The following is a 21,390-nucleotide window of genomic DNA, read 5'->3' as shown; positions in this document are numbered from 1 at the left end:
TGCTTTTGTTTTTGTGTAATCGTCAATTTTGCTATCTAATTCAAGCCCGCCGTTGCCATGGCGACCGCATCAGTAAATGACACCGAGAATGCTTCGTCGGTATTCAACACTTTCGCAGGAAATTCTAGGCTAAGCTTCATTTCGGATGCGACTTCCGACTCGATACTGGTAATGAAAGTGCGTGTTTCTCCCGGAGCAATCACCAGATCAGTTCCACTTTCTGGACCGAGTTCAGCGATTCCCACGGTTGTTAGACCATTTCCCTCGCTGTCTACTAAGCTCAATAAGGATTCTGATTTGTAGATAAGTTCACCTTTGTCTGTTTGGTATGCTCTAAACGTATTGAAGTTTGGTTGTAGTTCACCATCAGCGGATAGGTTAGTCACAGAGAAGGTCACATTGGAGCCATCGAACTTTTCAACTTTAACCAAAACATTTGGGTCTTGATAGCGAGCTGCTGCTGCGGCTGCCGCTAACTCTTGTTGTCTTTCTTTCTCACGTTCTACTTCTTCTTGGCGCGCCTTTTCTTCTGCGAGTTTCGCTTCTTCTTCAGCAATACGTTTTTCTGCCATCGAATAAGACTTATCGACCATTGTTAGCAGAGCTGGTATTGAAAATGCAGTTAACCCCTCTAAATGGTCAAAATCGATTTTTGCATGCGTAGTGAGTTGGTTGGTTGAGAACTGGCAGTGCCCGTCAATAAGGCTCACAAACGCTACTTCAAAAGTCCCTTGAAGCTTACTCACTTCTACGCCTGCTTTTTCGATGTTTTCTCGTACTTGCTTGATTTCTTCTAATGACTGCTTGGATAACGGTCCATTTGGTGAAACATTGTTAGAGACAGAGACAAGCTCTTCGGTCACAAACGGATTATTTTTTGCTGGGACAACAGTAGTGATTAGATTTGATTTGGTGATGTCTTCACCCAGCAATATCGTCATTTTCTGAGAAGCGGCGGTCTTGTTACCCGCTAGTACGTCGCTACAGTTTGGTGAATTGCCCGCATGCGCTGTTTGTATGGCTGCGAGAGAAAGCATGGCGGACAAGCCCGTGAAGACGAGTCCTTTCGATGGTCGATTGTTCATCCTGATAAACCCCTCTGTAATATGATGCGCTAAGCCGACGTGTATAAGACCAATCGCGGATTGGTATAGCGACATTCAGAATGGTTGTAATTGCGTCCTCACCACGTTCATCTTCATCTTCACAAGACGACATTGCTGATGGTGTCAGCTCGACTTTCGATGGTGATAAGCCATCACGATCAAAAGTGTTTGAATTCGCAGATGATGCTGCAAGGGCGATGTCTTTTTTCTGAAAGATAGACGTAACTTTTCCAAGCTTCAAATACGTGATCGAGATCTATTTTTTGCGATAGTGCGAGGATCAAGCGAAAACAGACACTTAAGCTAGAGAGTTGATTTTGAGAGAAAAAAATAAATTTTTTAGGGAACTTTTTATACTGCTGCCTTTGGGACTTAATTCGCATCCCAAAGGCAGGTGATTGGATTCTAAAGGGGAATTCGGATTACAGCGCCTTCAGTACATCAGCTAAACGGGTTACGGCAACTCTGAGTTCATCAGGTGTTGCGTTGGTGAAGTTCAAGCGAAGCGCTGCTTTTACTTCTGAACCTTCTGGGTAGAACACTGGGCTCGGTACGACAGCTACACCGTTCGCAAGCAATGACTTCGCTAGCTCAAACGTATCGCACTCTGGAATCTCCACCCATACGAACATACCGCCATCAACCGGTTTCAATACACAACTTGTCGGAAGCTGTTTTTCTAATTCTGCATACATCACGTCGTAGCGCGATTTGTATAGCTCACAAATAGTAGAGATGTGGGTTGCAAAGTTATCGTGTTGCAATAGACCGTGCAACAGGGCTTGCATAGGCACGCTAGAATGCAGGTCTGCACCCTGTTTGATTTTAATCAGTGGCTCTAGGTAGCTGGTTTTACCCGTTACAACACCGATTCGTAAACCCGGAGAAGCGATCTTAGAGAAAGAACGCAACACGATAGAGTTTTGTGGGCAGAAGTCAGATACCAAGGGCAGAGCTTCACCAGAGAAGCGTAACTCGCGGTATGGTGCATCTTCAATGAAAGCCACGTTGTATTGAATACAAAGCTCCGCAACCTTTTGGCGTGTTTCCAGTGCCCAGCAAACACCTGTTGGGTTATGGAAATCTGGCACGGCGTAGAACATCTTCGGTTGTTGCTTAGCGAAGCATTGCTCCAGCTCATCAAGGTTTGGACCAAATTCTGTTTGAGAAACGGTAACGATGTTTGCTTGAACTAAACCAAACACCTGCATGGCACCCAAGTAACTTGGCGCTTCCATCACGACTTTGTCACCTGGATTCACGTAAGCACGTGCGATCAAATCCAAACCTTGTTGGGAGCCAGTAGTGATCATCGCAGTGTGTGTTTCAGGCAGTTTGAAGTAACCGTTTAGGAAGTTTAGTAGTGGTCCATAGCCTGCCGTTGAACCGTATTGGAAAACTTCAGGCATGTTTGCCAAGTTCTCTAATGTTGGCTTCATCAGCTCGATAGGAAAGGTTTTTTCATCTGGCAAACCACCAGCAAGTGAGATGACGTTTTTATCGCTAGCGGCAGCGAGGATCTCTCGAATGTACGATGACTTTACTTGTTGCAGTGATTGTGCGATTTCCATGTGTTGTGTTTCTCGTATTTTTTAATTTTATGTGAAAGATAGTACATGGGATTTGCTAACTAAGGTGTGTCCATTTATGCTGTTAAACATGTCCATTTATGCTATTTCAGTAAAGCGATAAGTTATGAGCCAGCAACAGGTTTCCAGAATCAATGACGTGCTGTTCTATATTCATCAAGACATCAGTAGAGAATTATCCGCCAAAGAGCTAGCTGATGTAGCGGCGTATTCTGAACAGCACTTCCACCGTATATTTAAAGATGTAGTAGGTGAGTCTATTCATCAATACATACGTCGTACGCGAATGGAATACGCAGCAAATCAGTTGATGTTTGATACTAAATCGTCAGTATTGGAAATTGCTAATAAGTGTGGTTTCAGCTCAGTGTCGTCTTTTAGTCGTGCTTTTAAAGCGACGTTTGAATTGTCTCCAGGAGCATGGCGTAAGCATGACCTTCATGTGGCAGAAAAGCCGTATTTGAAGGATCCGGAAGTGGCAGCAGGGTATCATCGAGTCGCAAAGCGCACTCTACCAGAGCCAAAGATTATTGAAGTTCCACAACGCTTTGCTGCGTACGTTCGCCATGAAGGTTACAACCGTTCGATTCGTAATGCGTGGCTGGTGCTGAAAGCGTGGGCGAACTCTGAGCAGCGTGATTTCTCTACTCAATATGGTTTGCACCATTCCAACCCTGCTTGGGTAGAGCTGGATAAGTGTCGCTATGTCGCGTGCATGGCGATTGATAAACCGCTTAAATACCGTGGTGTGGTGAATCAAATGACCATTCCAGGTGGCTTACACGCGGTGTTCCGATTAACAGGCGTCTATGGTGAGCTTTTGCCGCAAATCAGCATGGTATTGGAAAAGTGGTTACCTAACTCTGGTTTTAAGCAACGTTCGACACCTGCTTATGTGCACTATCATAAAAACCATTTTCTTAATCACGAAGAAGTCTTCGAGTTAGATTTCTATTTACCTATCAGTTTCTTCTAAAAGTCTTTGCTTCAAATTGATTGCTTTACTATTGTGTGGGAAGAAAATAGTCATTAATAACCTCAGACTTTATAGAATAAGTTGAAAATGAAATGAACATAGAACATCTAAAACTTTTCGTTCGTTTAGCATCGACCCACAATATCAGTATGGCGGGACAAGAGCTGGGATTATCTCCTGCGGTTGCTAGTGCCCATATTAATAAATTGGAAGAAGGTTTGGGTGTGCGCCTCGTACATCGAACCACGCGCAAGGTCTCGTTAACAGAAGAGGGGCAGGCATTCTTACCTCATGCTGAAGAAGTGTTGGCAACGGTTGAAGCGGCACGAGGTGCTGTAGGTGTTGGTCACAAGGCGCCAACAGGGACGTTACGAGTCACCGCATCTGCATCTTTTGGGCGCTTGCATTTAGTGCCAGCACTTAAAGGGTTTATGGCAAAGTACCCAGAGCTGACCATTGATTTTCGCTTCTCCGATTCGATTATCGACATGGTGGAAGGTGGCTTCGATGTTGCTGTTCGCCTTGCCGAGCTCAAAGACTCGTCTCTGGTGGCACGCAAACTTGCTCCAGATCGTCGTATTGTTGTCGCGTCACCGGAGTATTTGGCGCAGCATGGCGCACCTCAATCGCCAGAAGAGCTTGTAAATCATGAATGTGTGACTTTGGCTGGTTTGGAGAACTGGGTATTTGAAACCCCAGAAGGACAGTACTCGATGCGCGCTTCTGGCAGCTTTAGAACCGATAATGGTGATGCAATGCGTGATGCTTGCATTGATGGGCTTGGGGTTTCAATTAACTCGATTTGGAGCGTATACAAACAGCTACAAAAAGGTGAGTTAGTCGAAATATTACAAGACTATCCATTAGTGATGAATGCGAGTATCTGGGCGGTCTACCCGAGCTCTCGCCTGATCGCCCCTAAAGTTCGAGCGTTTATTGACTATTTCGCGGAGTATTACGGTCAACCGCCTTATTGGGAGCTTGAACTGGCAGAACAGCAAAAGTAGCCTGAATAATATTCAATGGAAACGCCACTTAATTCGCATTAAGTGGCGTTTTTTCTTATAAAATTAAGAAGATTAGCTGCGACCAAGCATACGTGAGATGGTGCCATCCTTATCGATCACTTGGTGTTTGATAGCGCCAGCAACGTGCAAAACAAACACTAAGATGAGCACTTCTACCGCAGAGTGATGAATCGTTGAGCCAAGCTCTTGCAGCCAAGGTGTTTCTGCGCCTTCTGCGATGATCACCCACCCGAAAATATCAACAGCTCGACCACCGCCAGCACTCATAGCAATACCAGAGATAGGCATTGCTAAGGTGGCTAACAGTAGAATACCGTGGACTGCCTTGGCTGCTTTGTCTTGCCATGCTGGCATCTTAGAAGCTGGTGGTAGAGCGCCTTCTTTTAAGCGCCACACTAGACGAGCAAGAGCGATAACTAAAAGGATAGCGCCTAGCGATTTATGAATCCCGTACCATTCGAATTTTACTGGGCTGCGTGGTAAATCCACCATGTATAAACCAAGTGCGAACACACCTATAAAAGCGAGTCCAGTTACCCAGTGCAAAGCGATAGTTTGCCAAGTTAAAGGCGTTTTGTTGAGCATAAGATAATCCTCTTTTTCTTTGTGGTTATGCGAACGATTATCCATTAATGTTGTGAATAGAACTACACATGACAGTGTAAAGTTGGGTAAATTTTGTTCACAAAAAACGCTCCGAAAGTTGGAGCGTTTTGAGTCATTTCAATGAGCAAAAATTGCTTAGTCTTGTTTTAACTCAGCGAGAGCGTGGTGCAGTGAAGGAACGATCGCATGACCAAATCCACGCACTTCCTCACAAGGTTCAACGAGGTCTGGGATTTGGAAAGTTACCATGTTGGCAGCAACAGCAGCACGAACGCCATTATTTGAATCTTCAAAGGCGAGACATTTGGTTGGTTCTATGTCTAAACGACTTGCCGCAAGCAAATAAATTTCTGGATCGGGTTTACCGTGTGAAACTTCACAACCGGTAGTTAAGTTGTCGAAATACTGGCTTAAACCTGCCAATTCCAACTTCTTTTTCGCCACTTCTTTTGCTGTAGAAGTCGCAACAGCAACGGGTAACCCTTGCTCTTTCAACCATTCAAGTAGCTCAATCACTCCTTCTTTGACCGGAATGGCTTGGTGTTTAACTACCGCATCGTATCGGTCGCGCCACTCTTTGTGTAAGCGGTCAAGATCATCCCCATAAGCTTTGCGGAAAATCACTTCAATGCCGGCTGCATTGCGACCAATGATTGAAAGGTAAACGTCTTTATAGAATGGGAGGTTTTGTGCTTCACACGCTTCTTGGAAAATGCGCATGCACACACGTTCCGTATCGAGGAGTAAACCATCCATGTCAAAAATAGCAGCTTGAAAATTCATTACGTTATGACTTGTCGATTGAGATGGCGCATTTTGACATAAGCGAAAACGATTTTCTTGTGGAATTCCACCATCTCACATGCTTTTTACTCAATCCTTATTTTATTCCTAAGCGTTTTGCTAAACGGTGCAAATTACCGTTATCCAGCTCAAGTTGACGTGCCGTTGCTGCCCAGTTACCTTGGTTCTCTTCCAGTGCTCGAACAATCATCGCTTTTTGGAATGCGTCTGTGGCTGGTTTTAATCCGCCTTCTGGCAGCTCTAAGCGAGAGTTTTGTTTCGTTTCTTCAACGTTCTTGATGTTCTGATTCGGCGTTCGAATATCAAAATCTTGTTCGACTAACTCAATATCCATGGAATGGGTGCGTGCTTTTGCCAAAACTCCAGCCCGTTTGATGACATGTTCGAGTTCTCGAACGTTGCCTGGCCACGAATAATCCTTAAGCGCGTGAACGAGCGTAGGGGACAAGCGAATGCTGTTCAATCCGAGCTTACTTCTCAAGTGTTCAGCAAAGAAGCCCGCCAGCAACACAACATCATCCTCGCGTTCGCGAAGAGGTGGCACATGAAGTGGGAAGACGCTTAGGCGGTGATATAAGTCGGCTCGAAAACGCCCAGCGGTGACTTCTTCATGCAAAATACGGTTGGTGGCGGCGACAATGCGTGTATTGACTCGGATATGACGGTCGTCACCCACTCGTTGGATGTCGCCGTATTGTAGGGCTCGAAGTAACTTGGCTTGTAGCTCTAATGACAGTTCACCAACTTCATCCAAAAACAGTGTGCCGCCATCTGCTTGTTCGAATTTACCCTTACGATTACTGATTGCGCCCGTAAATGCGCCTTTGATGTGCCCAAACAGTTCGCTCTCTGCTACGGACTCCGGCAGTGCCGCACAGTTGAGGTAAACCAAGGTATTGCTGGAACGATTGGAGCGATGGTGAATAGCACTGGCGACCAACTCTTTACCCACGCCAGTCTCACCCATGATCAGTACAGACAACTCGGTATCGGCGACTGCATCTATTTGTTCTTGAAGATTCTTCATCCCCTGAGAGTTGCCAATGATTTCGTTGCTCAAGGTGCGTTTCTCGGCGTAAGAATCACGTGGCAGGCTCGCTTGAGTTTCTAGTTGCTCTAACAGTAGAGCTGTATGTAAGCCACCTGCGGCTAATGCACTAACAAAACGTAATTCTTGGTTACGCAACCCATCAAATTGGTTGGGGTCGAAGGCGTCAATCGTAATAGCACCAATGAGCTGATCGTCGATCAGCAAAGGTAAACCAATGCAGGAATGGACATGTAGTTTGTCATCGTGGTTTGGAATCAAGCCGTCGTAAGGATCAGGTAAGTCGCTGTCAGAGGGAAAGCGCACGATGTCGCCAGCTCGGGCAATGGCTTCTAACCTTGGGTGCTGCTCAATGGAGAAACGGCGTCCCAGCACTTCTTCTGCCAAACCATTGATCGCTAATGGCTTAAAGTGCTGATCTTCATACAAAAGAAGGGCAGAAGAGTCACACTTTAATACCTCTCGAATCGTGGTTAACAACGTATCAAAACGAGCTTGCTGAGTGAGTGCTGAGTTAAGGTCTTGTGTGATGTGTAGCCACTGCGCGATTAAAGAAGTCATAACCAATGCCAATTGTGTCAATATGACTATTGTAGTGTCTTAATGACAATTTTCAACTGTGTCTTAATGACAGTTATTATTGTTGATTTTGTTTTAACTTGTTGAAAATAAAGAAGTTAAAAAGTTGGCATGCCCGATGCAGTATAAAAGTCAGTTCTTCTTATTTATTTCGTCATTCAAGGTAGTAATTATGACAATTCACGTAAAAAACAACATCCACTGGGTAGGTCAACGCGATTGGGAAGTTCAAGACTTCCACGGTACAGAATACAAAATGACAAAAGGTACCAGCTACAACAGTTATCTAATTCGTGAAGAGAAAACCGTATTGATTGATACGGTCGATCATCGATTCAGTCAACAATTCATCCAAAATTTAGAGATGGAAATCGACCTTAAGTCTATCGACTTTATCGTGGTAAACCATGCTGAAGAAGATCACTCAGGCGCATTGTCGGCATTAATGGAGAAGATTCCGAATACGCCAATTTACTGTACAGAAGCGGCGATTGACTCCATCGTTGGTCATCACCACCATCCCGAGTGGAACTTTAAAACCGTAAAAACGGGCGACAGCATCGATATCGGTAATGGCAAGCAACTAGTGTTCGTGGAAGCGCCGATGCTGCATTGGCCAGACAGCATGATGACCTACCTAACGGGCGATGCGGTGCTATTCAGTAACGACGCATTTGGTCAGCACTACTGCGATGAACGCCTGTTCAATGATGAAGTGGATCAAAATGAGTTGATGGAACAGTGTTTGCGTTACTACTCAAACATCCTAACGCCGTTCAGCAGTTTGGTAACCGCCAAAATCAAAGAAGTGCTGAGCTTTAATTTGCCTGTCGACATGATCGCTACGTCACACGGTATTGTATGGCGCGATAATCCAGTTCAAATCATCGAGCAATACTTAGCATGGGCAGACAATTATCAAGAAGATCGCATTACGATTTTCTACGATTCTATGTCAAACAACACCCGAATGATGGCCGATGCAATCGCGCAAGGCATTCACGATGTCGACCCTGGCGTGGCGGTCAAAGTCTTTAATGTCTCTAAGCATGATAAGAATGAAATTCTCGCCAATGTATTCCGCTCAAAAGGCATCTTGGTTGGTTCGTCTACCATGAATAACGTCATGATGCCGAAGATCGCTGGCATGCTAGAAGAAATTACCGGTCTGCGCTTTAAAGCGAAGAAAGCTGCTGCGTTCGGTAGCTACGGTTGGAACGGTGGTGCGGTGGATCGTATCCATGCTCGATTGACCGACGCAGGCTTTGAAACCGCAGTGAGTTTGAAAACCAAATGGCGACCAGATGGTAAAGCGATGCGTGAATGTCGCGAACATGGTCAGAACATCGCGAAGTTGTGGGCGAAGCATGACCTGACAAGTCCTGTTATTTCTCCGGCGATTGCTGCGTCTGCACCACAAGTTCAATCACAACCCGCTGCACAAGTAGCAACACAAGCGGCAGTAGATGCTGCTTCTAGCAACCCTAGTACTGAGGCGCATCCTGCAGATTGTCAATGCATGGTTTGCACCGTTTGTAATTGGGTATACGACCCAGCTAAAGGCGAGCCTAATCAAGGCGTTGAACCGGGTACAGCATGGTCTGAAGTGCCAGATTACTTCTTGTGCCCAGAATGTCACTTGGGTAAAGACGTCTTTGTCGAATACAACGGGTAAGGGGGCGAATATGCAAGCACCTATTGTGATTATTGGTAGCGGCTTTGCGGCTTACCAATTGGTGAAAACAGTGCGTCGAATGGACGCACATATTCCGCTGCAAGTGTTTACTGCTGATGATGGCGCGGAATACAACAAGCCCGATTTGAGTCATGTATTCAGTAACAAACAAACGGCCCAAGACTTAGTGGTTAAAAGTGGTGAGGCGTTTGCACAGGAACACAACATTGAGTTATTTGCCCATACCATGATTGAGCATGTCGACGTGCAAGCCCAGCAAGTGGTCGCCAACGGCCAAACCTATTCTTACTCCAAACTGGTGTTTGCGACAGGCGCGAAAGCCTTTGTGCCGCCAATATCTGGTGATGCAGCACCTGAGGTGACAACGCTGAACTCGCTACAAGAATATCAATTAGCGGAAGAGCAAATCAGTCGTGCGAAACGAATTCTAGTAATGGGTGGTGGTTTGATCGGCGTCGAGATCGCCATGGATCTCGCAACCAGTGGTAAAGCGGTTACGGTGGTTGAGCCAAATCCCCGTTTGCTCGCTAACTTGATTCCTGAATTCGTCGCATTACCGCTCGAAAACCAACTTAAGCAGCAAGGTATTCAACTAGCCTTGGAGACTGGAGTTGCTGCGATTAATCACTCAGATGATTCGCTGGTGGCAAGCTTGAGCCAAGGTAAAGCAATTGAAGCTGATGTAGTGATTTCAGCGGCGGGTTTACGTGCTAACACTTGGTTAGCGAAGGCTTGTGGGGTGTGCGTCAATAAAGGTATCAAGGTGAATGCCCGATTACAGACATCAGCAGCCAATGTGTTCGCATTAGGCGATTGTGCTGAAATCCAAGGTCGAATGATGCCTTATCTCCAACCGATCGTGCTAAGTGCCAATGCTTTGGGCAAACAGCTACTAGGGCAAGAAGCAGAGTTGAAACTACCGCCTATGATGGTAAAGGTGAAAACGCCGAGCTACCCAATTCAATTAGCGGGCGATTTTAGTTCGGTGACGAATTGGAGCGTGCAGATTTCTCAAACAGGCATTGCCGCAAAGGCTGAAGATGAAAATAGCCGACTCAAGGGCTTCGTCGTGACGGGCGAACAAGTCAGCCAAGCATTTCCATTACTTCGAGAGTTGTCTCAAGCCGGTCAGGCTTAACCGATTTAAACGAAAAGAATTGTAATTAGAGAGGGTATCATTATGTCGCACTTACGAATTCCTAAAGACTGGACTGTTCAACGTTCAACGCCTTTCTTCACTAAAGACAATGTGCCACCAGCGCTACTGACTCATCATAATACCGCTGAGGGTGTGTTTGGGCAGCTGTGTGTCATGGAAGGGCAAGTGACTTACTACGGCTTTGCTGATGAAAATGCCACAGAAGCAGAATTGGTGGTGGTGATTAATGCAGGCCAGTTTGCTACCAGTCCTTCGCAATATTGGCACCGAATTGAGATGAGCGATGATGCTCAGTTCAACATCAATTTTTGGTCGAACAAAGATAAGAGTGGGCAAGCGATGTTCCACGCGAAGAAATAACGCATACAGAAGTGAATACAGCGCTAATTTGTCGGGAAGAAGCGTTTACTATCACACTATCCATTAAGCGGAGGCAAAAGAGCAGAGATTCGTCTCTGCTCTTTTTTGTCTCTTACTTTACGACGATTACAAATGATGTTGAATAATGGTTTGCGTACACAGAACTCCGACGAGAAGAGCGTTAAAACGAAACCGTGCTCTCATTTATGTGATGGATATCAATTATATAGTTGGAATGTAACAAAAAGTTACGATATTTTTGTTATGTTATAACGTAATTAATATTGAAAAGCTCGAGTTATTCGGAAAGAATCAACTTAAGGAAATACTATGACGCTAAAAAAAGTGGCTCTATTTTGCGCACTGGCATTCGCAACTAACGCAATGGCAGATGTGGAGGTCAAAGATACCAACAACTTTAACGATGTTGCGGCTAAAGTAACTCAGCTGAAAGAAGCAGGGAAAAATCCACTGATCGTGGTTGATATCGACAATACTTTGCTGACTTCGACTTCCGATATTGGGGGCGATATTTGGTACCAATGGCAACGCGGTAAATTGGATGTGAAGCCGAAAGATGGCGATAAAGTCGATTGTCTTTTTCAAGACTCTATCGGCATGCTGTACGAGCTAGTACCGATGAAAACCATCGAAAATGGCGTGCCTGCGATGTTGCGCGGCTGGCAAGATGATGGTCTAACGGTGATGGCTCTAACGTCTCGTTCTCCAAATTATCGTTACGCCACAGAGCGTGAAATGATGCGTAATCAATTTGATATGACACGCACTGCGCTTAAAGAGAAAGGTTCAGACGCACTGCCTATCTATATCGATAATCCCAAGCGCCCGCTGAGCTACATCAATGGCATTATGATGACCACAGGTATGAACAAAGGCACCATGCTTGAGTACATTTTAGATAAGACAGATCAAAGCTTTAGGGACGTTGTGTTTGTTGATGACAGTGAGAAGAACGTCGTCAATATGAAGAATGCCTACAAAGATGACAAAGCAGTAGATATGACAATCTTCCACTACACCAAAGTAGAGCATGACCGTATTGCTGCAAATGGAGCAGTACTAACACAGGAACAAGCAAATAAGATGGCGAGTGATTGGAAAGCGTTAAACAAAGTCCTGGACCAGATTGCGCCTGCACGTATGGGTGACACTTGTTTGGGTCAATAACCAGATGAAAAAGTGATTTAGGTTTGTTGCTTGTGCTGGGTTATTAATACCCGTTTAGAGAGATGGAGGGGTCCAATCGATTTTTTCGGATTATTTACTGGTCTTGCAACCTTATCCAAAGCGATATCAATATTGGTATCGCTTTTTTTCTGCCTGTAGAAAGCTAGATTCGATTCTGTTCTGCTTATTCTGAAATTATTCAGGATTTGAATGGGTATAGAGGTCTAACTTGATGATTTTATGGACAATTAAATATCACTAAACTGTCATTTAAATAGGAATCAATAGTCCTGATGTAAGCCTCATCCTACAATTTCTTCATTGCGACGGAGCGACAAGCTTAAGGAAAGTCATCACTCAGTTACGTTTTAGCATTGTTTAGATCGTCTTAAACGTCTAGAGCGTCTTAAACTAGGAGCTTCCACAATGAATTTAATGTTGGACTACGCCTCTCTGGCGATCTTATTTGTGGTGCTATTGATTCTGATTTTTGGATTGATAGCCTTACATGATATCCCCTACGAAATTGCAAAAAAGCGCAACCATCCCCATGCCGATGCGATTCATATTGCCGGTTGGGTGAGCTTGTTCTTTCTTCATGTGATTTGGCCGTTTCTTTGGATATGGGCAGCCATGTACGACGGAGAGAAGCAAAACTGGTTAGGTGCTAAGCCTTCGGTATCTCAACAAGATTATGAGCAACTACTGGTTCGTATCAATCAACTTGAGCAAGTGAGAGGGGGCGAATAATGGAAACTCTTATCATCCTAAGTTACGTAGCGCTGTGCGTTATCGTATTTCGAGTATTTCGTGTACCTAAAACCAAGTGGACACTCACCACGGCATCCGTTATTGGCATGTTCATCGTGGGATGGATTTTTCTCTATATGGCAATGTATCAACCCGTTTCTCGCATGGCGCGTTTGTACAGTGTGACGACACCAATCACTTCTCAGGTAGAAGGTATAATTACTCAAGTGTATGTGCAAGGAAACCAACAAGTGAAAGCGGGTGACCCTCTCTATCAAATTGACGATACACCGTTCAAAGATAAAGTGAGCCGTATTCAAGGTGATATCAAACGTACCGAATCAGCGATTGATTTCTATCAGGCGGAGCTGGAGAGATACCAAAAGTTAGGGCGTAAGGGGTATTCTTCTCAAGAGAAAGTGGACGATATTGAGAACCAATTGCTGGAACAAAAGGCCAATCAAAGCAAATACCAATCAGAGCTCGAGGTTGCACAGTTTAATCTGAGTAAAACCACCGTCACCGCACCAACGGATGGCTATGTCACGCAAGTGGCGCTGCGTCCGGGGATGAAGAGTCGCATTGTGCCGTTTCAAGGAAACCTGACCTTCGTCCACAAAGAAGACAAACAACTGTTTGCTGCATTTAAACAAGCGCCAGCACGATACGTAAAAGTCGGTTATCCGGCGGAAGTGACCTTCAATACCATTCCCGGTCATGCTTACAAGGCGCATGTGACACAAGTGAATGACATTTTTGCTCAAGGCGCGGTATCACCATCAGGCAATATGAAGTACCCAGAACAAATTCCTGCTGGTGGTCGAATCTTAGTGAAAGTGGAACTGGATAATCCAGACTTGGTAAAAGACATGCCATTGCCATCCGGCACAGATGCACATGTTGCGGTGTACTCACCGAAATGGGAAATGTTCAGCATTGTACGTAAAGTAATTTTGAGAATGCAGAGTTGGCAAAACTGGTTATTCGAAGGCTAATAGCAACAAGGGCGAAGCAGCAGGCTTCGCCCTTTTTCTATGGATGTTCTGTGATTATTTGTCTGTTAGTCAATGGATTGAGCGACCGCCTGTTTAATTGCATTCCTCAGCCATTCATGCCCTTTGTCGCTCTTTTGTGATTGGTGCCAAGTCATGTAAATAGGCACCTTATTGGCTTCAAAGGGCAACGGGAAAGCGTTCAATCCGAGCTTGCTTGCCAAGTTGTCAGAGAACCAACGCGAGGTGACGCATATCCAATCGGTTTGAGACACTAATTGAAGCGCTGTCATGCTCGAACCTGTCGAATATGCCACTTGCCTTGGTGGCAGCGTATCTTCAATGATCAAAGAGTCTAAAGCATTGGTATTGAGTCGCTGAGTTCGCCAAGTCACATGAGATTCACGCATGAAGTCGTCGTACGTGAGTGCGTCCTGAATACGAGGGTGATCTTGGCTTACTGTCACCATAAGTTCCTGTTCAAATAACAATTCATTGTGATAACCATGATCCGTCAAAGGCACGGTAGCAAGAATCACGTCCACGCGTCGGCGTCTTAAATCGTCTTGGCGGTCTTGTTCGTTTAAGTGTTCCACATCCGCTTCAATAGACACCAATGGCGCATGCTGAGATTTGTATTTTGCCAAGGCTGGTACGAGCATTAAATCGATATCTTTATGGCTAGAGATTCGAAACGTGCGTTGGCTGGTTTCTGGCGTGAATTCTTGACGAGATTTCGAACCGTTAATCAATAGACTTAAAGGCTCTTTGATTTCTGCGTGTAGCTCAATCGCGAAATTCGTCGGGACGATACCTCTGCCTTGACGAACAAAGAGGGGATCTTGGTATTGATCTCTTAACTTGTTGAGTGCGTGACTCACGGCGGGCGCAGTGATGTTTAATGCGGTAGCGGCATCGTTGACGCTTTTTGATTTCATGACCGCATCAAACGTTTTTAACAAGTTAAGGTCCATAGGCTATCTCTTTGATTTGCTTTATCTTCAATGTAGGTGGATAGCGTAAAGATTTCGAGGATTATTTCTGTCAGGCGAGATTCAAATCATCACCAACGAAAAGACCAGAGTATGGTTTCTGTTCTTTTCGCTGGTTCAAGAGGGTTATAAGCACTGCAGTAAACGACGGGGTAGCGCGGTTTGATCCATCCAATGATTTGGAATCGACATTGGCGTGTCGTAGTAACTTGCCCCGAGAATAGCACCGAGCGGAATGGCTCGCCCACTTGAATCGCCGCCACAGTAAATGTTCTCACGCATGGTGGTTTCGTAGCTTTCTGAATTCATCAACAAATGACAAATCACCACAAACGAAGCGTCTAAACCGCAATGCATTCCAACGGACTCCGCAACGCTGGTGGCGTTTCTGCCACTCATCGCCTCTGCACGTTGAATATCGCTGGCAATCTTTGGAGAAACCGTCTGAGCTGCCATTACACACGCTTTGGGCGCAGCGCCTTGCAATGCCATCTGAATCATCACAGCGACAGCTTGGGCGTACATAACTGCGATGTCGTTGTTATTGGTAACCCGTACGGCGGAATCGACCAGTTTAGCGAGTTTGTCATCATCGGAATGAAAAGCCACCAAAGGCGGAAGCTTAGATAATGCAGGGTTTTGTGTGTCGTCAGCCCCGCACAAAGCTACGCGCAGTTCTTTGGCTTCCAACTCATGAATGTTGAGCAGTGTTTGCTTAGTCGGTTTGTCTGTATAGCCCTGCCATTTACCACCAAAATCAAACCATTCTCGAAAGGAGCGAATGTAACGCGCCTCGTCGTAGTGCCCGGTTTGAACCAGAGCATCTAACATGGCAACAAGCTGCGCGCCATAGTGGGTGAGGTCACCGACTTGCTTGCTACCGTGGGCAAAATAACCTTTGTCATGATATTCAGTTCGGTTAGGTTGATGAAATTCCGGATGCGGAGAACCAAACTGCCTGATGAGTTCTTGATCGTAAAGCCAATGAAATCCGAGAGATGCTGCATCACCGACGAGTGCGCCGATAATGGCATGAAGAGAGCGAGCGTTTCTGTGAGTCATCTTGCCACCTTTATCAACAGGGCTACTCAATAAGTCTTACACAGTTTCTTGGTTTTGTAGGGAAATTTTTCTGTTTTGGATCAAGACTATAGCGCTCAATTAACCATTGCTTTACTAGGGTTAAAAAGACTAAGGTTAAAAGCAAAACGCCCCGCGAGTGGCGAGGCGTTGGTTTTAGTGGCGTACTATCAATAATAACGATTAACTGTAAGCGCGTGCGACGCGACCTTCACAATCCAAAGTAACCTGTTTTGCGTAAGCTGGAATGAAAACTGATTGTCCTTTTTCAACTTCGCATGTTTCGCCGTTTGCATGAGTCAGCACAAGTTTGGTATCCAGAGGCATAAGGATCTCAGCGGTTTGAACTTCTAGAGTGCGTTGGTGAGCTTGCTTAACGATGGCAAATTTGAAATCGTCCACAGGAATTGGGTATTCCAACATATCGTCGATTTCGTTTGGTGCGAGCAATAGGCTGTCGAATGCCTTCTCGTTGAAGCGTGTACACGCAACGAGTTCTTTCACGTCCATGTATTTTGGTGTCAGACCAGCGCGCAGTACGTTGTCTGAGTTCGCCATGATCTCAAGACCTGTACCTTTCAAGTAAGCGTGTGGCGTTTCTGCATCTAAGAACATGGCATCGCCCGGTTGTAGGGTAATCACATTGAGCATCAGTGGCGCAAACAAACCAATATCGCCAGGGTATTGCTTCTCTAGTTCAAGAATGAGGTTGAACAGAGGTAAGTCGGTGATGCGAGCTTGAGCCAATAGCACCGTCAACGCCATCTCTTTCTGTTCGCCCTCTAGTGACAGTAGACCCGAGAAGAAGGTCGCCAAGCCCGTTGGCGTTTGGTTTGCGATAAGGTCATCCACCAAGCCTTGTAGCTCAGGAATCGCCAGTTCAGAGAAGAAACTGATGATTTCACTTATTGGGCGGAAGCCATTCATCGCTTGGTATTCGGTTAGCGCGTAAACCAACTCAGGTTTGTGGTTTGGATCTTTGTAGTTACGGTTTGCAGCGGTTAGGGGAATGCCTTGTTTTTCTTCCAGTGCAAAGCCTAATTCTGCTTGTTGTTTGTTTGGGTGAACCTGAATCGACAGTGCTTTCTCAGCGGCAAGCACTTTAAACAGGTATGGAAGTTCACCAAAACGGTTTGTGACTTCTTCACTCAGAAAGGCATTCATGTCTTGAGCAATCAGTGAAGAGAGTTTGGTCTCCTCACCGTTTACCATCACCAATGAGCAACCGTTTGGATGCGCGCCCATCCATACTTCTGCTTGTGGCTCGCCCGTTGGGTTTTCAATGCCAAACAGTTGGTTAACAGAAGTAGTACTGCCCCAAGCGTAGTTTTGAATCACGTTGTTCATCAGGAAAAACATCGGATGCTTAGCTTGAGTTTGAATTGTTTGTGTATCGGACATCGTTAAATCAGACATAGAGTGTCACCATGAGAGAAAATCATGGCTTGAGCGACATTGCCCAAGCCATAGGAGCCATTTGGGGGTAGGGGTGATTAAGCGGCTGCTTGCATCATTTTTGCTTTGCGAACTTTCTTCAGAGTTACACACGTTACTGCGGTAACTACTGCGCCAGCTGCCATACAAATCAGAGCAAGTACTGGGTGGTTCATCGCACCAAGTAGAGCCACAACTGGACCGCCGTGAGCAACACTGTTGGTAATGCCGAATGAGAACGCCATTACTGCCGCTACCATTGAGCCAAGTACGTTTGCTGGAATCACTGACATTGGATCTTGCGCTGCGAATGGAATCGCACCTTCAGAGATGCCAACCAGACCCATAGCGCCTGCAGCTTTGCCCGCTTCGGTTTCTGATTCTTCGAACAGGTCGAACTTACGACCAAGCGCCGTTGCCAGTGCCATGCCTAGAGGTGCAACAGGGATTGCACACGCCATCGCACCCATAAATTGAGTTTGACCGCTCGCAATCATGCCCACAGAGAATAGGAACGCGACCTTGTTGAATGGACCACCCATATCGAAGCCAGCCATACCACCAAGTACGATGCCTAGTAGAACGACGTTACCTGTACTCATGCTTGTTAGTAGCGCAGTCAGACCGTCCATTAGGCTTGCGATTGGCGCGCCGATAACGAAGATGAAAAGACCAGCGATGAATAGCGAACCTGTGATTGGCGCAATCATGATTGGTACTAAAGGTTGAATGAATTTGTGGTAGTTAATCGACGTAATCCACTTCACGAAGTAACCCACAAGCAGACCAGCGATGATGGCACCGATAAAGCCTGTACCAGCGTCTGCGCCGTAGAAAGAACCGTTGTTTGCAATCCAACCACCGATCAAGCCAGGAGCTAGAGCAGGACGGTCAGCAATCGCGTAAGCAATGTAACCGGCTAGGATTGGGATCATCAGCGTAAAGGCAACCACACCTACGTTGAGGATTTGGTTCCACATGCTGCCTTCAGGAATTGCCATGCCCGCTTCACTTGGCTGACCACCGACTGCAAGAGCAAGTGCAATCAACAGACCACCCGTTACAACGAATGGGATCATGTGTGATACGCCGTTCATCAAGTAGCGGTAAAGGTCCGAGCGAGCCTGAGAGGCTTTGTTTGCAACAGACGCTTGTGCATTGCTGCTTGCTTCTGCTTGGTATTCTGGAGCGCTTAACGCTTCGTTAATCAGACCTTGAGCATCGCGGATAGGGGCTTTTACGTTAGTTTTAACCACGCGTTTGCCCGCAAAGCGGTTCATATCGACTTGTTTGTCACATGCCACGATGATTGCGTCTGCACGCTCGATTTCTTCTGCGGTTGGGCTGTTTTTCACACCGATTGAACCGTTCGTTTCAACCTTGATTTCGTAACCCATCGCCGCTGCACCTTTCTCTAGCGCTTCTGCCGCTAGGTAAGTGTGCGCAACGCCAGCAGGACAACCAGTAACACCAATGATGAAACCTTGGTTTGCTGGTGCGTCCGCCACTGGTTGTGGCTCTTCTTTAGCCAGTAGGAGTGCCAGTGCGTCTTGGCTGTTTGCTGCACCTAAGAATGCATCAATAAAACCATCTTCAATCAGTTTTGAAGACAGCTCTGCAAGTACTTCGATATGGTGGTTATCGCCACCGTCTGGAGAAGCGATCATGAAGAACAGTTTTGAAGGCAAACCGTCTTCTGCGCCGTATTCGATACCTGATTTGCTTACGCCGATCACAACCGCTGGTTCAAGAACCGCGGCACTTTTCGCGTGTGGGATAGCAACGCCATCCTCAAATCCGGTGTTACCTAATTCTTCACGTGCTTTTATATCTGCAAGAAATTGCTCTTGGTCTGAAATACGACCTTGGGCGTGTAGAACTGCAACCAGTTCTTTAAATACGTCTTCTTTTGAAGTCGCTTGAAGATCAAGCTTAATCAAGTCTTCATTTATTAGTTTGGTGATCATTGTCGAACCCCTATAAATATAATTTTTATTTCAGGGGTATTTTGAAATTAACCAAGCGGAGACAGTAGTGAAGAAAAAATGCATTTACTGGACGATTGTAACCGCCCGACTAGAGTGTGATGTAGATCGTCTACTGGATAAACTTACTGCATATCTGTGACATTATGTGGAAGTCGGTGAACCATAAGTGAAATGTGTTATTGCTCCCATATATAAGGGTTTGAAGGCTTTGTTGATGATTTGCTAGACTGGATAATTGATGCGTTAACTGGATTTTTGTAACCTTAAAATGGAAGTGTGATTTTGCTCAATAGCACAAAAATCCAGTAGGGTGTATATCTATAGGTATAGCATCATGGATGCGTGTTTAAGAGTACGTAAAATGATTTTTCATGATTTGATTTCATCAGTATTAAACGAGCGAGAACCATTCCACAATATATGGTTTGCTGGTGATTTTCATACACCGCCTGAATTTAGCTATCAGGTTAACTTCCCTCGATTAGAATTGGTCTTATCTGGTGAATATATTAATGAAATGGAAAGTCATGATCGCAAAGTGACGCATATCGTGGCGAAAACCGGTGACGCGATATTTATTCCGCCTAACTGTTGGAATAAACCTGACTGGGATACAGATTGCTCGGTATTAAGTATTCTCTTTGGTCGCCGTCAATTGGGTTTGAGTCTCGTGTCCAAACGTAAAGGGGAAGCGAGCTTTTACGATATTCAAAAACACAGTATTCAAACTCGTTCTGGATTTGCCATTGATAATATCTTGGAAGCGCTGAGTTCATTGGCTCGTGAGTGTAATAAGAAGCCAATGGATGAGCTGTTGCTGCAAGCCTTGTTGCAATACGCTAAGTCGATGTTAGATGCGCCTATTGAGACGCAGGCGCACAGCCGAGTGCAAGACCTGTATCAGGGCATTTGTATCTATATCCAAGAGAACTTCCATCGCCCAATTACGCGTGACAGCATTGCGTCGAGGTTCAGCATTTCTTCTAACCATTTGTCGCGTTTGTTCCGTCAGCAAGGTCACATGACGTTAGCCGATTACATTACGTGGGTACGGGTAGACCGTGCGAAGTTTATGCTCAAGAAATACAACTTTAAGTTGAATGAGGTATCGGTGCGCTGTGGATTCAAAGATGTGAACTACTTCTGCCGAGTCTTTAAGAACCGAACGGGCAGAACGCCAACGGAATATCGCGGTTCAATCTAGAACAGAAATCAAAACAATAAAGACTAAGCGAGCAGCCTCGACATGGCGTACATCAGAAGCGCCTGCAAGTCGACGCTGCTTTTTGTTAGCAGTAAACGTTCAGCCATTTGGTCGGTCAGTAGATTACGAGTTAAGTTGGTTGCTGCAATGATGTGCTCGCGTGTGGGTTTCGCTGGCATTACTAATGCTATAGCAAGATGCACCTCACCCATTTTGGATGCCCAATCCATCGGAATCTCGTTAGCGATAACTGCGACAGAAATGTGGTCCACACCTTCGAACATGACATGGGGTAGAGCAATGCCTGGTGTTACTGCGGTTGAAGATCGTTCTTCGCGTTTGATAAAGGCGAGAATGAGTTCGTCTGGATGAATAGGATGAATAAGCTGCGCTAGCCCTTTCAAGCACTCAAACTTGGTGAGCTCAGTGTGCGCTTTGGCGTAATGCCATTTAATTTCACAAGGCGGGCAAATTTGCGGAAGACGCTCAGCAAGTTGGCTTGAGAACTCGTAGTTGATGTGAGAACCCACAACGGTGAAGTTCTCAGCAATCATATCTTTGATAACGAAACAGGCAAGCTCGGCGTCAATACCAATAGCCGTGATTTGACACAAGTCGCCTTGCTGCAAGCCAACTTGTAAAACCGCGATTGACTTAGTGAGTTCAGCGACGCGATTTTGGGTTATGTTGATGATGTGTAATGTGCTTTTGAACTTTTTGGCGACGCGATTGAGGGGCTGTGCGACATGAGCACTGGCATTAATATCGTCGACAAAAAAGGTGATTTGGTATTCGTTCATCAGCACAGCGT

The 21,390-nt window shown here is 45.6% G+C and carries 20 protein-coding genes; 9 read left to right on the top strand and 11 right to left on the bottom strand.

Annotation, left to right across the window (positions count from 1 at the left end):
- Nucleotides 1–35 precede the first annotated feature (35 nt).
- The 3 genes from AACR11_RS18340 to AACR11_RS18330 all read right to left on the bottom strand — a co-directional run bounded on the left by AACR11_RS18340 (nt 36) and on the right by AACR11_RS18330 (nt 2,677).
- Nucleotides 36–1,085, bottom strand: coding sequence for a hypothetical protein (locus AACR11_RS18340; protein WP_029790114.1), 1,050 nt, complete (start codon nt 1,083–1,085; stop codon nt 36–38).
- Nucleotides 982–1,347 (bottom strand): hypothetical protein, encoded by a 366-nt coding sequence (locus AACR11_RS18335; RefSeq protein ID WP_339367393.1) that lies wholly within the window; start codon nt 1,345–1,347, stop codon nt 982–984. Before AACR11_RS18335 ends, AACR11_RS18340 begins: the two co-directional genes overlap by 104 nt.
- A gap of 181 nt (nt 1,348–1,528) precedes the next feature.
- A complete protein-coding gene (locus tag AACR11_RS18330) occupies nt 1,529–2,677 on the bottom strand; it encodes an aminotransferase-like domain-containing protein (protein WP_009699691.1) in 1,149 nt (382 codons plus the stop codon).
- 124 nt (nt 2,678–2,801) lie between these two features.
- On the opposite strand from AACR11_RS18330, the gene AACR11_RS18325 reads away from it, so the two are divergent.
- Together AACR11_RS18325 and AACR11_RS18320 are read left to right on the top strand one after the other, a co-directional pair.
- Complete coding sequence (locus tag AACR11_RS18325) at nt 2,802–3,671, top strand: AraC family transcriptional regulator (RefSeq protein WP_009697173.1); 870 nt, start codon at nt 2,802–2,804, stop codon at nt 3,669–3,671.
- Nucleotides 3,672–3,763: 92 nt separating this feature from the next.
- Nucleotides 3,764–4,678, top strand: a complete 915-nt coding sequence (locus AACR11_RS18320; RefSeq protein ID WP_029790113.1) for a LysR family transcriptional regulator — start codon at nt 3,764–3,766, stop codon at nt 4,676–4,678.
- Between the two features lie 72 nt (nt 4,679–4,750).
- Here AACR11_RS18320 and AACR11_RS18315 read toward each other — a convergent pair whose 3' ends face one another.
- From AACR11_RS18315 to norR, 3 genes are all read right to left on the bottom strand, one after another.
- Nucleotides 4,751–5,284 carry a cytochrome b gene (locus AACR11_RS18315; protein ID WP_017819366.1) on the bottom strand — a complete coding sequence of 178 codons (534 nt, stop codon included), beginning with the start codon at nt 5,282–5,284 and terminating at the stop codon, nt 4,751–4,753.
- A 156-nt stretch (nt 5,285–5,440) separates the two neighbouring features.
- Nucleotides 5,441–6,088 carry an HAD family hydrolase gene (locus tag AACR11_RS18310; protein WP_017819365.1) on the bottom strand — a complete coding sequence of 216 codons (648 nt, stop codon included), beginning with the start codon at nt 6,086–6,088 and terminating at the stop codon, nt 5,441–5,443.
- A 97-nt stretch (nt 6,089–6,185) separates the two neighbouring features.
- Nucleotides 6,186–7,718 (bottom strand): nitric oxide reductase transcriptional regulator NorR, encoded by a 1,533-nt coding sequence (gene norR / locus AACR11_RS18305; protein ID WP_017819364.1) that lies wholly within the window; start codon nt 7,716–7,718, stop codon nt 6,186–6,188.
- Between the two features lie 190 nt (nt 7,719–7,908).
- Between norR and norV the strand changes: the two genes are divergently transcribed.
- From norV to AACR11_RS18275, 6 genes are all read left to right on the top strand, one after another.
- Nucleotides 7,909–9,411: an anaerobic nitric oxide reductase flavorubredoxin gene (gene norV, locus AACR11_RS18300; RefSeq protein WP_029790112.1), complete on the top strand. Its 1,503-nt coding sequence runs from the start codon at nt 7,909–7,911 to the stop codon at nt 9,409–9,411.
- A 10-nt stretch (nt 9,412–9,421) separates the two neighbouring features.
- On the top strand, nt 9,422–10,570 hold the full coding sequence (gene norW, locus AACR11_RS18295; protein ID WP_029790111.1) for an NADH:flavorubredoxin reductase NorW: 1,149 nt from the start codon (nt 9,422–9,424) through the stop codon (nt 10,568–10,570).
- Between the two features lie 42 nt (nt 10,571–10,612).
- A complete protein-coding gene (locus AACR11_RS18290; protein WP_029790110.1) occupies nt 10,613–10,951 on the top strand; it encodes a DUF1971 domain-containing protein in 339 nt (112 codons plus the stop codon).
- Nucleotides 10,952–11,281: 330 nt separating this feature from the next.
- Nucleotides 11,282–12,139, top strand: coding sequence for a DUF2608 domain-containing protein (locus AACR11_RS18285; protein ID WP_029790109.1), 858 nt, complete (start codon nt 11,282–11,284; stop codon nt 12,137–12,139).
- A 426-nt stretch (nt 12,140–12,565) separates the two neighbouring features.
- Nucleotides 12,566–12,889: a DUF3302 domain-containing protein gene (locus AACR11_RS18280; RefSeq protein ID WP_029790108.1), complete on the top strand. Its 324-nt coding sequence runs from the start codon at nt 12,566–12,568 to the stop codon at nt 12,887–12,889.
- Complete coding sequence (locus tag AACR11_RS18275; RefSeq protein ID WP_029790107.1) at nt 12,889–13,884, top strand: HlyD family secretion protein; 996 nt, start codon at nt 12,889–12,891, stop codon at nt 13,882–13,884. Before AACR11_RS18280 ends, AACR11_RS18275 begins: the two co-directional genes overlap by 1 nt.
- Before the next feature lie 65 nt (nt 13,885–13,949).
- On the opposite strand, the gene AACR11_RS18270 is transcribed toward AACR11_RS18275, so the two are convergent.
- The 4 genes from AACR11_RS18270 to AACR11_RS18255 form a co-directional block, all read right to left on the bottom strand.
- A complete protein-coding gene (locus AACR11_RS18270) occupies nt 13,950–14,855 on the bottom strand; it encodes a LysR family transcriptional regulator (RefSeq protein ID WP_029790106.1) in 906 nt (301 codons plus the stop codon).
- Nucleotides 14,856–14,999: 144 nt separating this feature from the next.
- A complete protein-coding gene (locus tag AACR11_RS18265) occupies nt 15,000–15,935 on the bottom strand; it encodes an ADP-ribosylglycohydrolase family protein (RefSeq protein WP_029790105.1) in 936 nt (311 codons plus the stop codon).
- 201 nt (nt 15,936–16,136) lie between these two features.
- On the bottom strand, nt 16,137–17,354 hold the full coding sequence (manA, locus tag AACR11_RS18260) for a mannose-6-phosphate isomerase, class I (RefSeq protein WP_408642793.1): 1,218 nt from the start codon (nt 17,352–17,354) through the stop codon (nt 16,137–16,139).
- A gap of 92 nt (nt 17,355–17,446) precedes the next feature.
- Nucleotides 17,447–19,354: a PTS fructose transporter subunit IIABC gene (locus tag AACR11_RS18255; protein WP_029790103.1), complete on the bottom strand. Its 1,908-nt coding sequence runs from the start codon at nt 19,352–19,354 to the stop codon at nt 17,447–17,449.
- 382 nt (nt 19,355–19,736) lie between these two features.
- Here AACR11_RS18255 and AACR11_RS18250 point away from each other — a divergent pair, with 382 nt between their 5' ends.
- On the top strand, nt 19,737–20,579 hold the full coding sequence (locus tag AACR11_RS18250; RefSeq protein WP_005451367.1) for a helix-turn-helix transcriptional regulator: 843 nt from the start codon (nt 19,737–19,739) through the stop codon (nt 20,577–20,579).
- Between the two features lie 23 nt (nt 20,580–20,602).
- Here the strand turns inward: AACR11_RS18250 and AACR11_RS18245 are convergent, their stop codons facing one another.
- The gene (locus AACR11_RS18245) at nt 20,603–21,379 is read right to left on the bottom strand and encodes a PTS sugar transporter subunit IIA (RefSeq protein ID WP_017819357.1); all 777 of its coding nucleotides are present in this window, start codon (nt 21,377–21,379) and stop codon (nt 20,603–20,605) included.
- Between the last annotated feature and the right edge of the window lie 11 nt (nt 21,380–21,390).

The organism is Vibrio sp. L85 (assembly GCF_963871815.1).
GTDB lineage: Bacteria > Pseudomonadota > Gammaproteobacteria > Enterobacterales > Vibrionaceae > Vibrio > Vibrio harveyi.
This window is presented reverse-complemented; position numbering and strand designations above follow the sequence as displayed.

Excerpts from the sequence above, each read along its gene's own strand:
- AACR11_RS18340 (WP_029790114.1), bottom strand. The coding sequence starts at position 1,085 with ATGAACAATCGACCATCGAAAGGACTCGTCTTCACGGGCTTGTCCGCC.
- AACR11_RS18330 (WP_009699691.1), bottom strand. The coding sequence starts at position 2,677 with ATGGAAATCGCACAATCACTGCAACAAGTAAAGTCATCGTACATTCGA.
- AACR11_RS18325 (WP_009697173.1), top strand. The coding sequence starts at position 2,802 with ATGAGCCAGCAACAGGTTTCCAGAATCAATGACGTGCTGTTCTATATT.
- AACR11_RS18320 (WP_029790113.1), top strand. The coding sequence starts at position 3,764 with ATGAACATAGAACATCTAAAACTTTTCGTTCGTTTAGCATCGACCCAC.
- AACR11_RS18315 (WP_017819366.1), bottom strand. The coding sequence starts at position 5,284 with ATGCTCAACAAAACGCCTTTAACTTGGCAAACTATCGCTTTGCACTGG.
- AACR11_RS18310 (WP_017819365.1), bottom strand. The coding sequence starts at position 6,088 with ATGAATTTTCAAGCTGCTATTTTTGACATGGATGGTTTACTCCTCGAT.
- norR (WP_017819364.1), bottom strand. The coding sequence starts at position 7,718 with ATGACTTCTTTAATCGCGCAGTGGCTACACATCACACAAGACCTTAAC.
- norV (WP_029790112.1), top strand. The coding sequence starts at position 7,909 with ATGACAATTCACGTAAAAAACAACATCCACTGGGTAGGTCAACGCGAT.
- norW (WP_029790111.1), top strand. The coding sequence starts at position 9,422 with ATGCAAGCACCTATTGTGATTATTGGTAGCGGCTTTGCGGCTTACCAA.
- AACR11_RS18290 (WP_029790110.1), top strand. The coding sequence starts at position 10,613 with ATGTCGCACTTACGAATTCCTAAAGACTGGACTGTTCAACGTTCAACG.
- AACR11_RS18285 (WP_029790109.1), top strand. The coding sequence starts at position 11,282 with ATGACGCTAAAAAAAGTGGCTCTATTTTGCGCACTGGCATTCGCAACT.
- AACR11_RS18280 (WP_029790108.1), top strand. The coding sequence starts at position 12,566 with ATGAATTTAATGTTGGACTACGCCTCTCTGGCGATCTTATTTGTGGTG.
- AACR11_RS18275 (WP_029790107.1), top strand. The coding sequence starts at position 12,889 with ATGGAAACTCTTATCATCCTAAGTTACGTAGCGCTGTGCGTTATCGTA.
- AACR11_RS18270 (WP_029790106.1), bottom strand. The coding sequence starts at position 14,855 with ATGGACCTTAACTTGTTAAAAACGTTTGATGCGGTCATGAAATCAAAA.
- AACR11_RS18265 (WP_029790105.1), bottom strand. The coding sequence starts at position 15,935 with ATGACTCACAGAAACGCTCGCTCTCTTCATGCCATTATCGGCGCACTC.
- manA (WP_408642793.1), bottom strand. The coding sequence starts at position 17,354 with ATGTCCGATACACAAACAATTCAAACTCAAGCTAAGCATCCGATGTTT.
- AACR11_RS18255 (WP_029790103.1), bottom strand. The coding sequence starts at position 19,354 with ATGATCACCAAACTAATAAATGAAGACTTGATTAAGCTTGATCTTCAA.
- AACR11_RS18250 (WP_005451367.1), top strand. The coding sequence starts at position 19,737 with ATGATTTTTCATGATTTGATTTCATCAGTATTAAACGAGCGAGAACCA.
- AACR11_RS18245 (WP_017819357.1), bottom strand. The coding sequence starts at position 21,379 with ATGAACGAATACCAAATCACCTTTTTTGTCGACGATATTAATGCCAGT.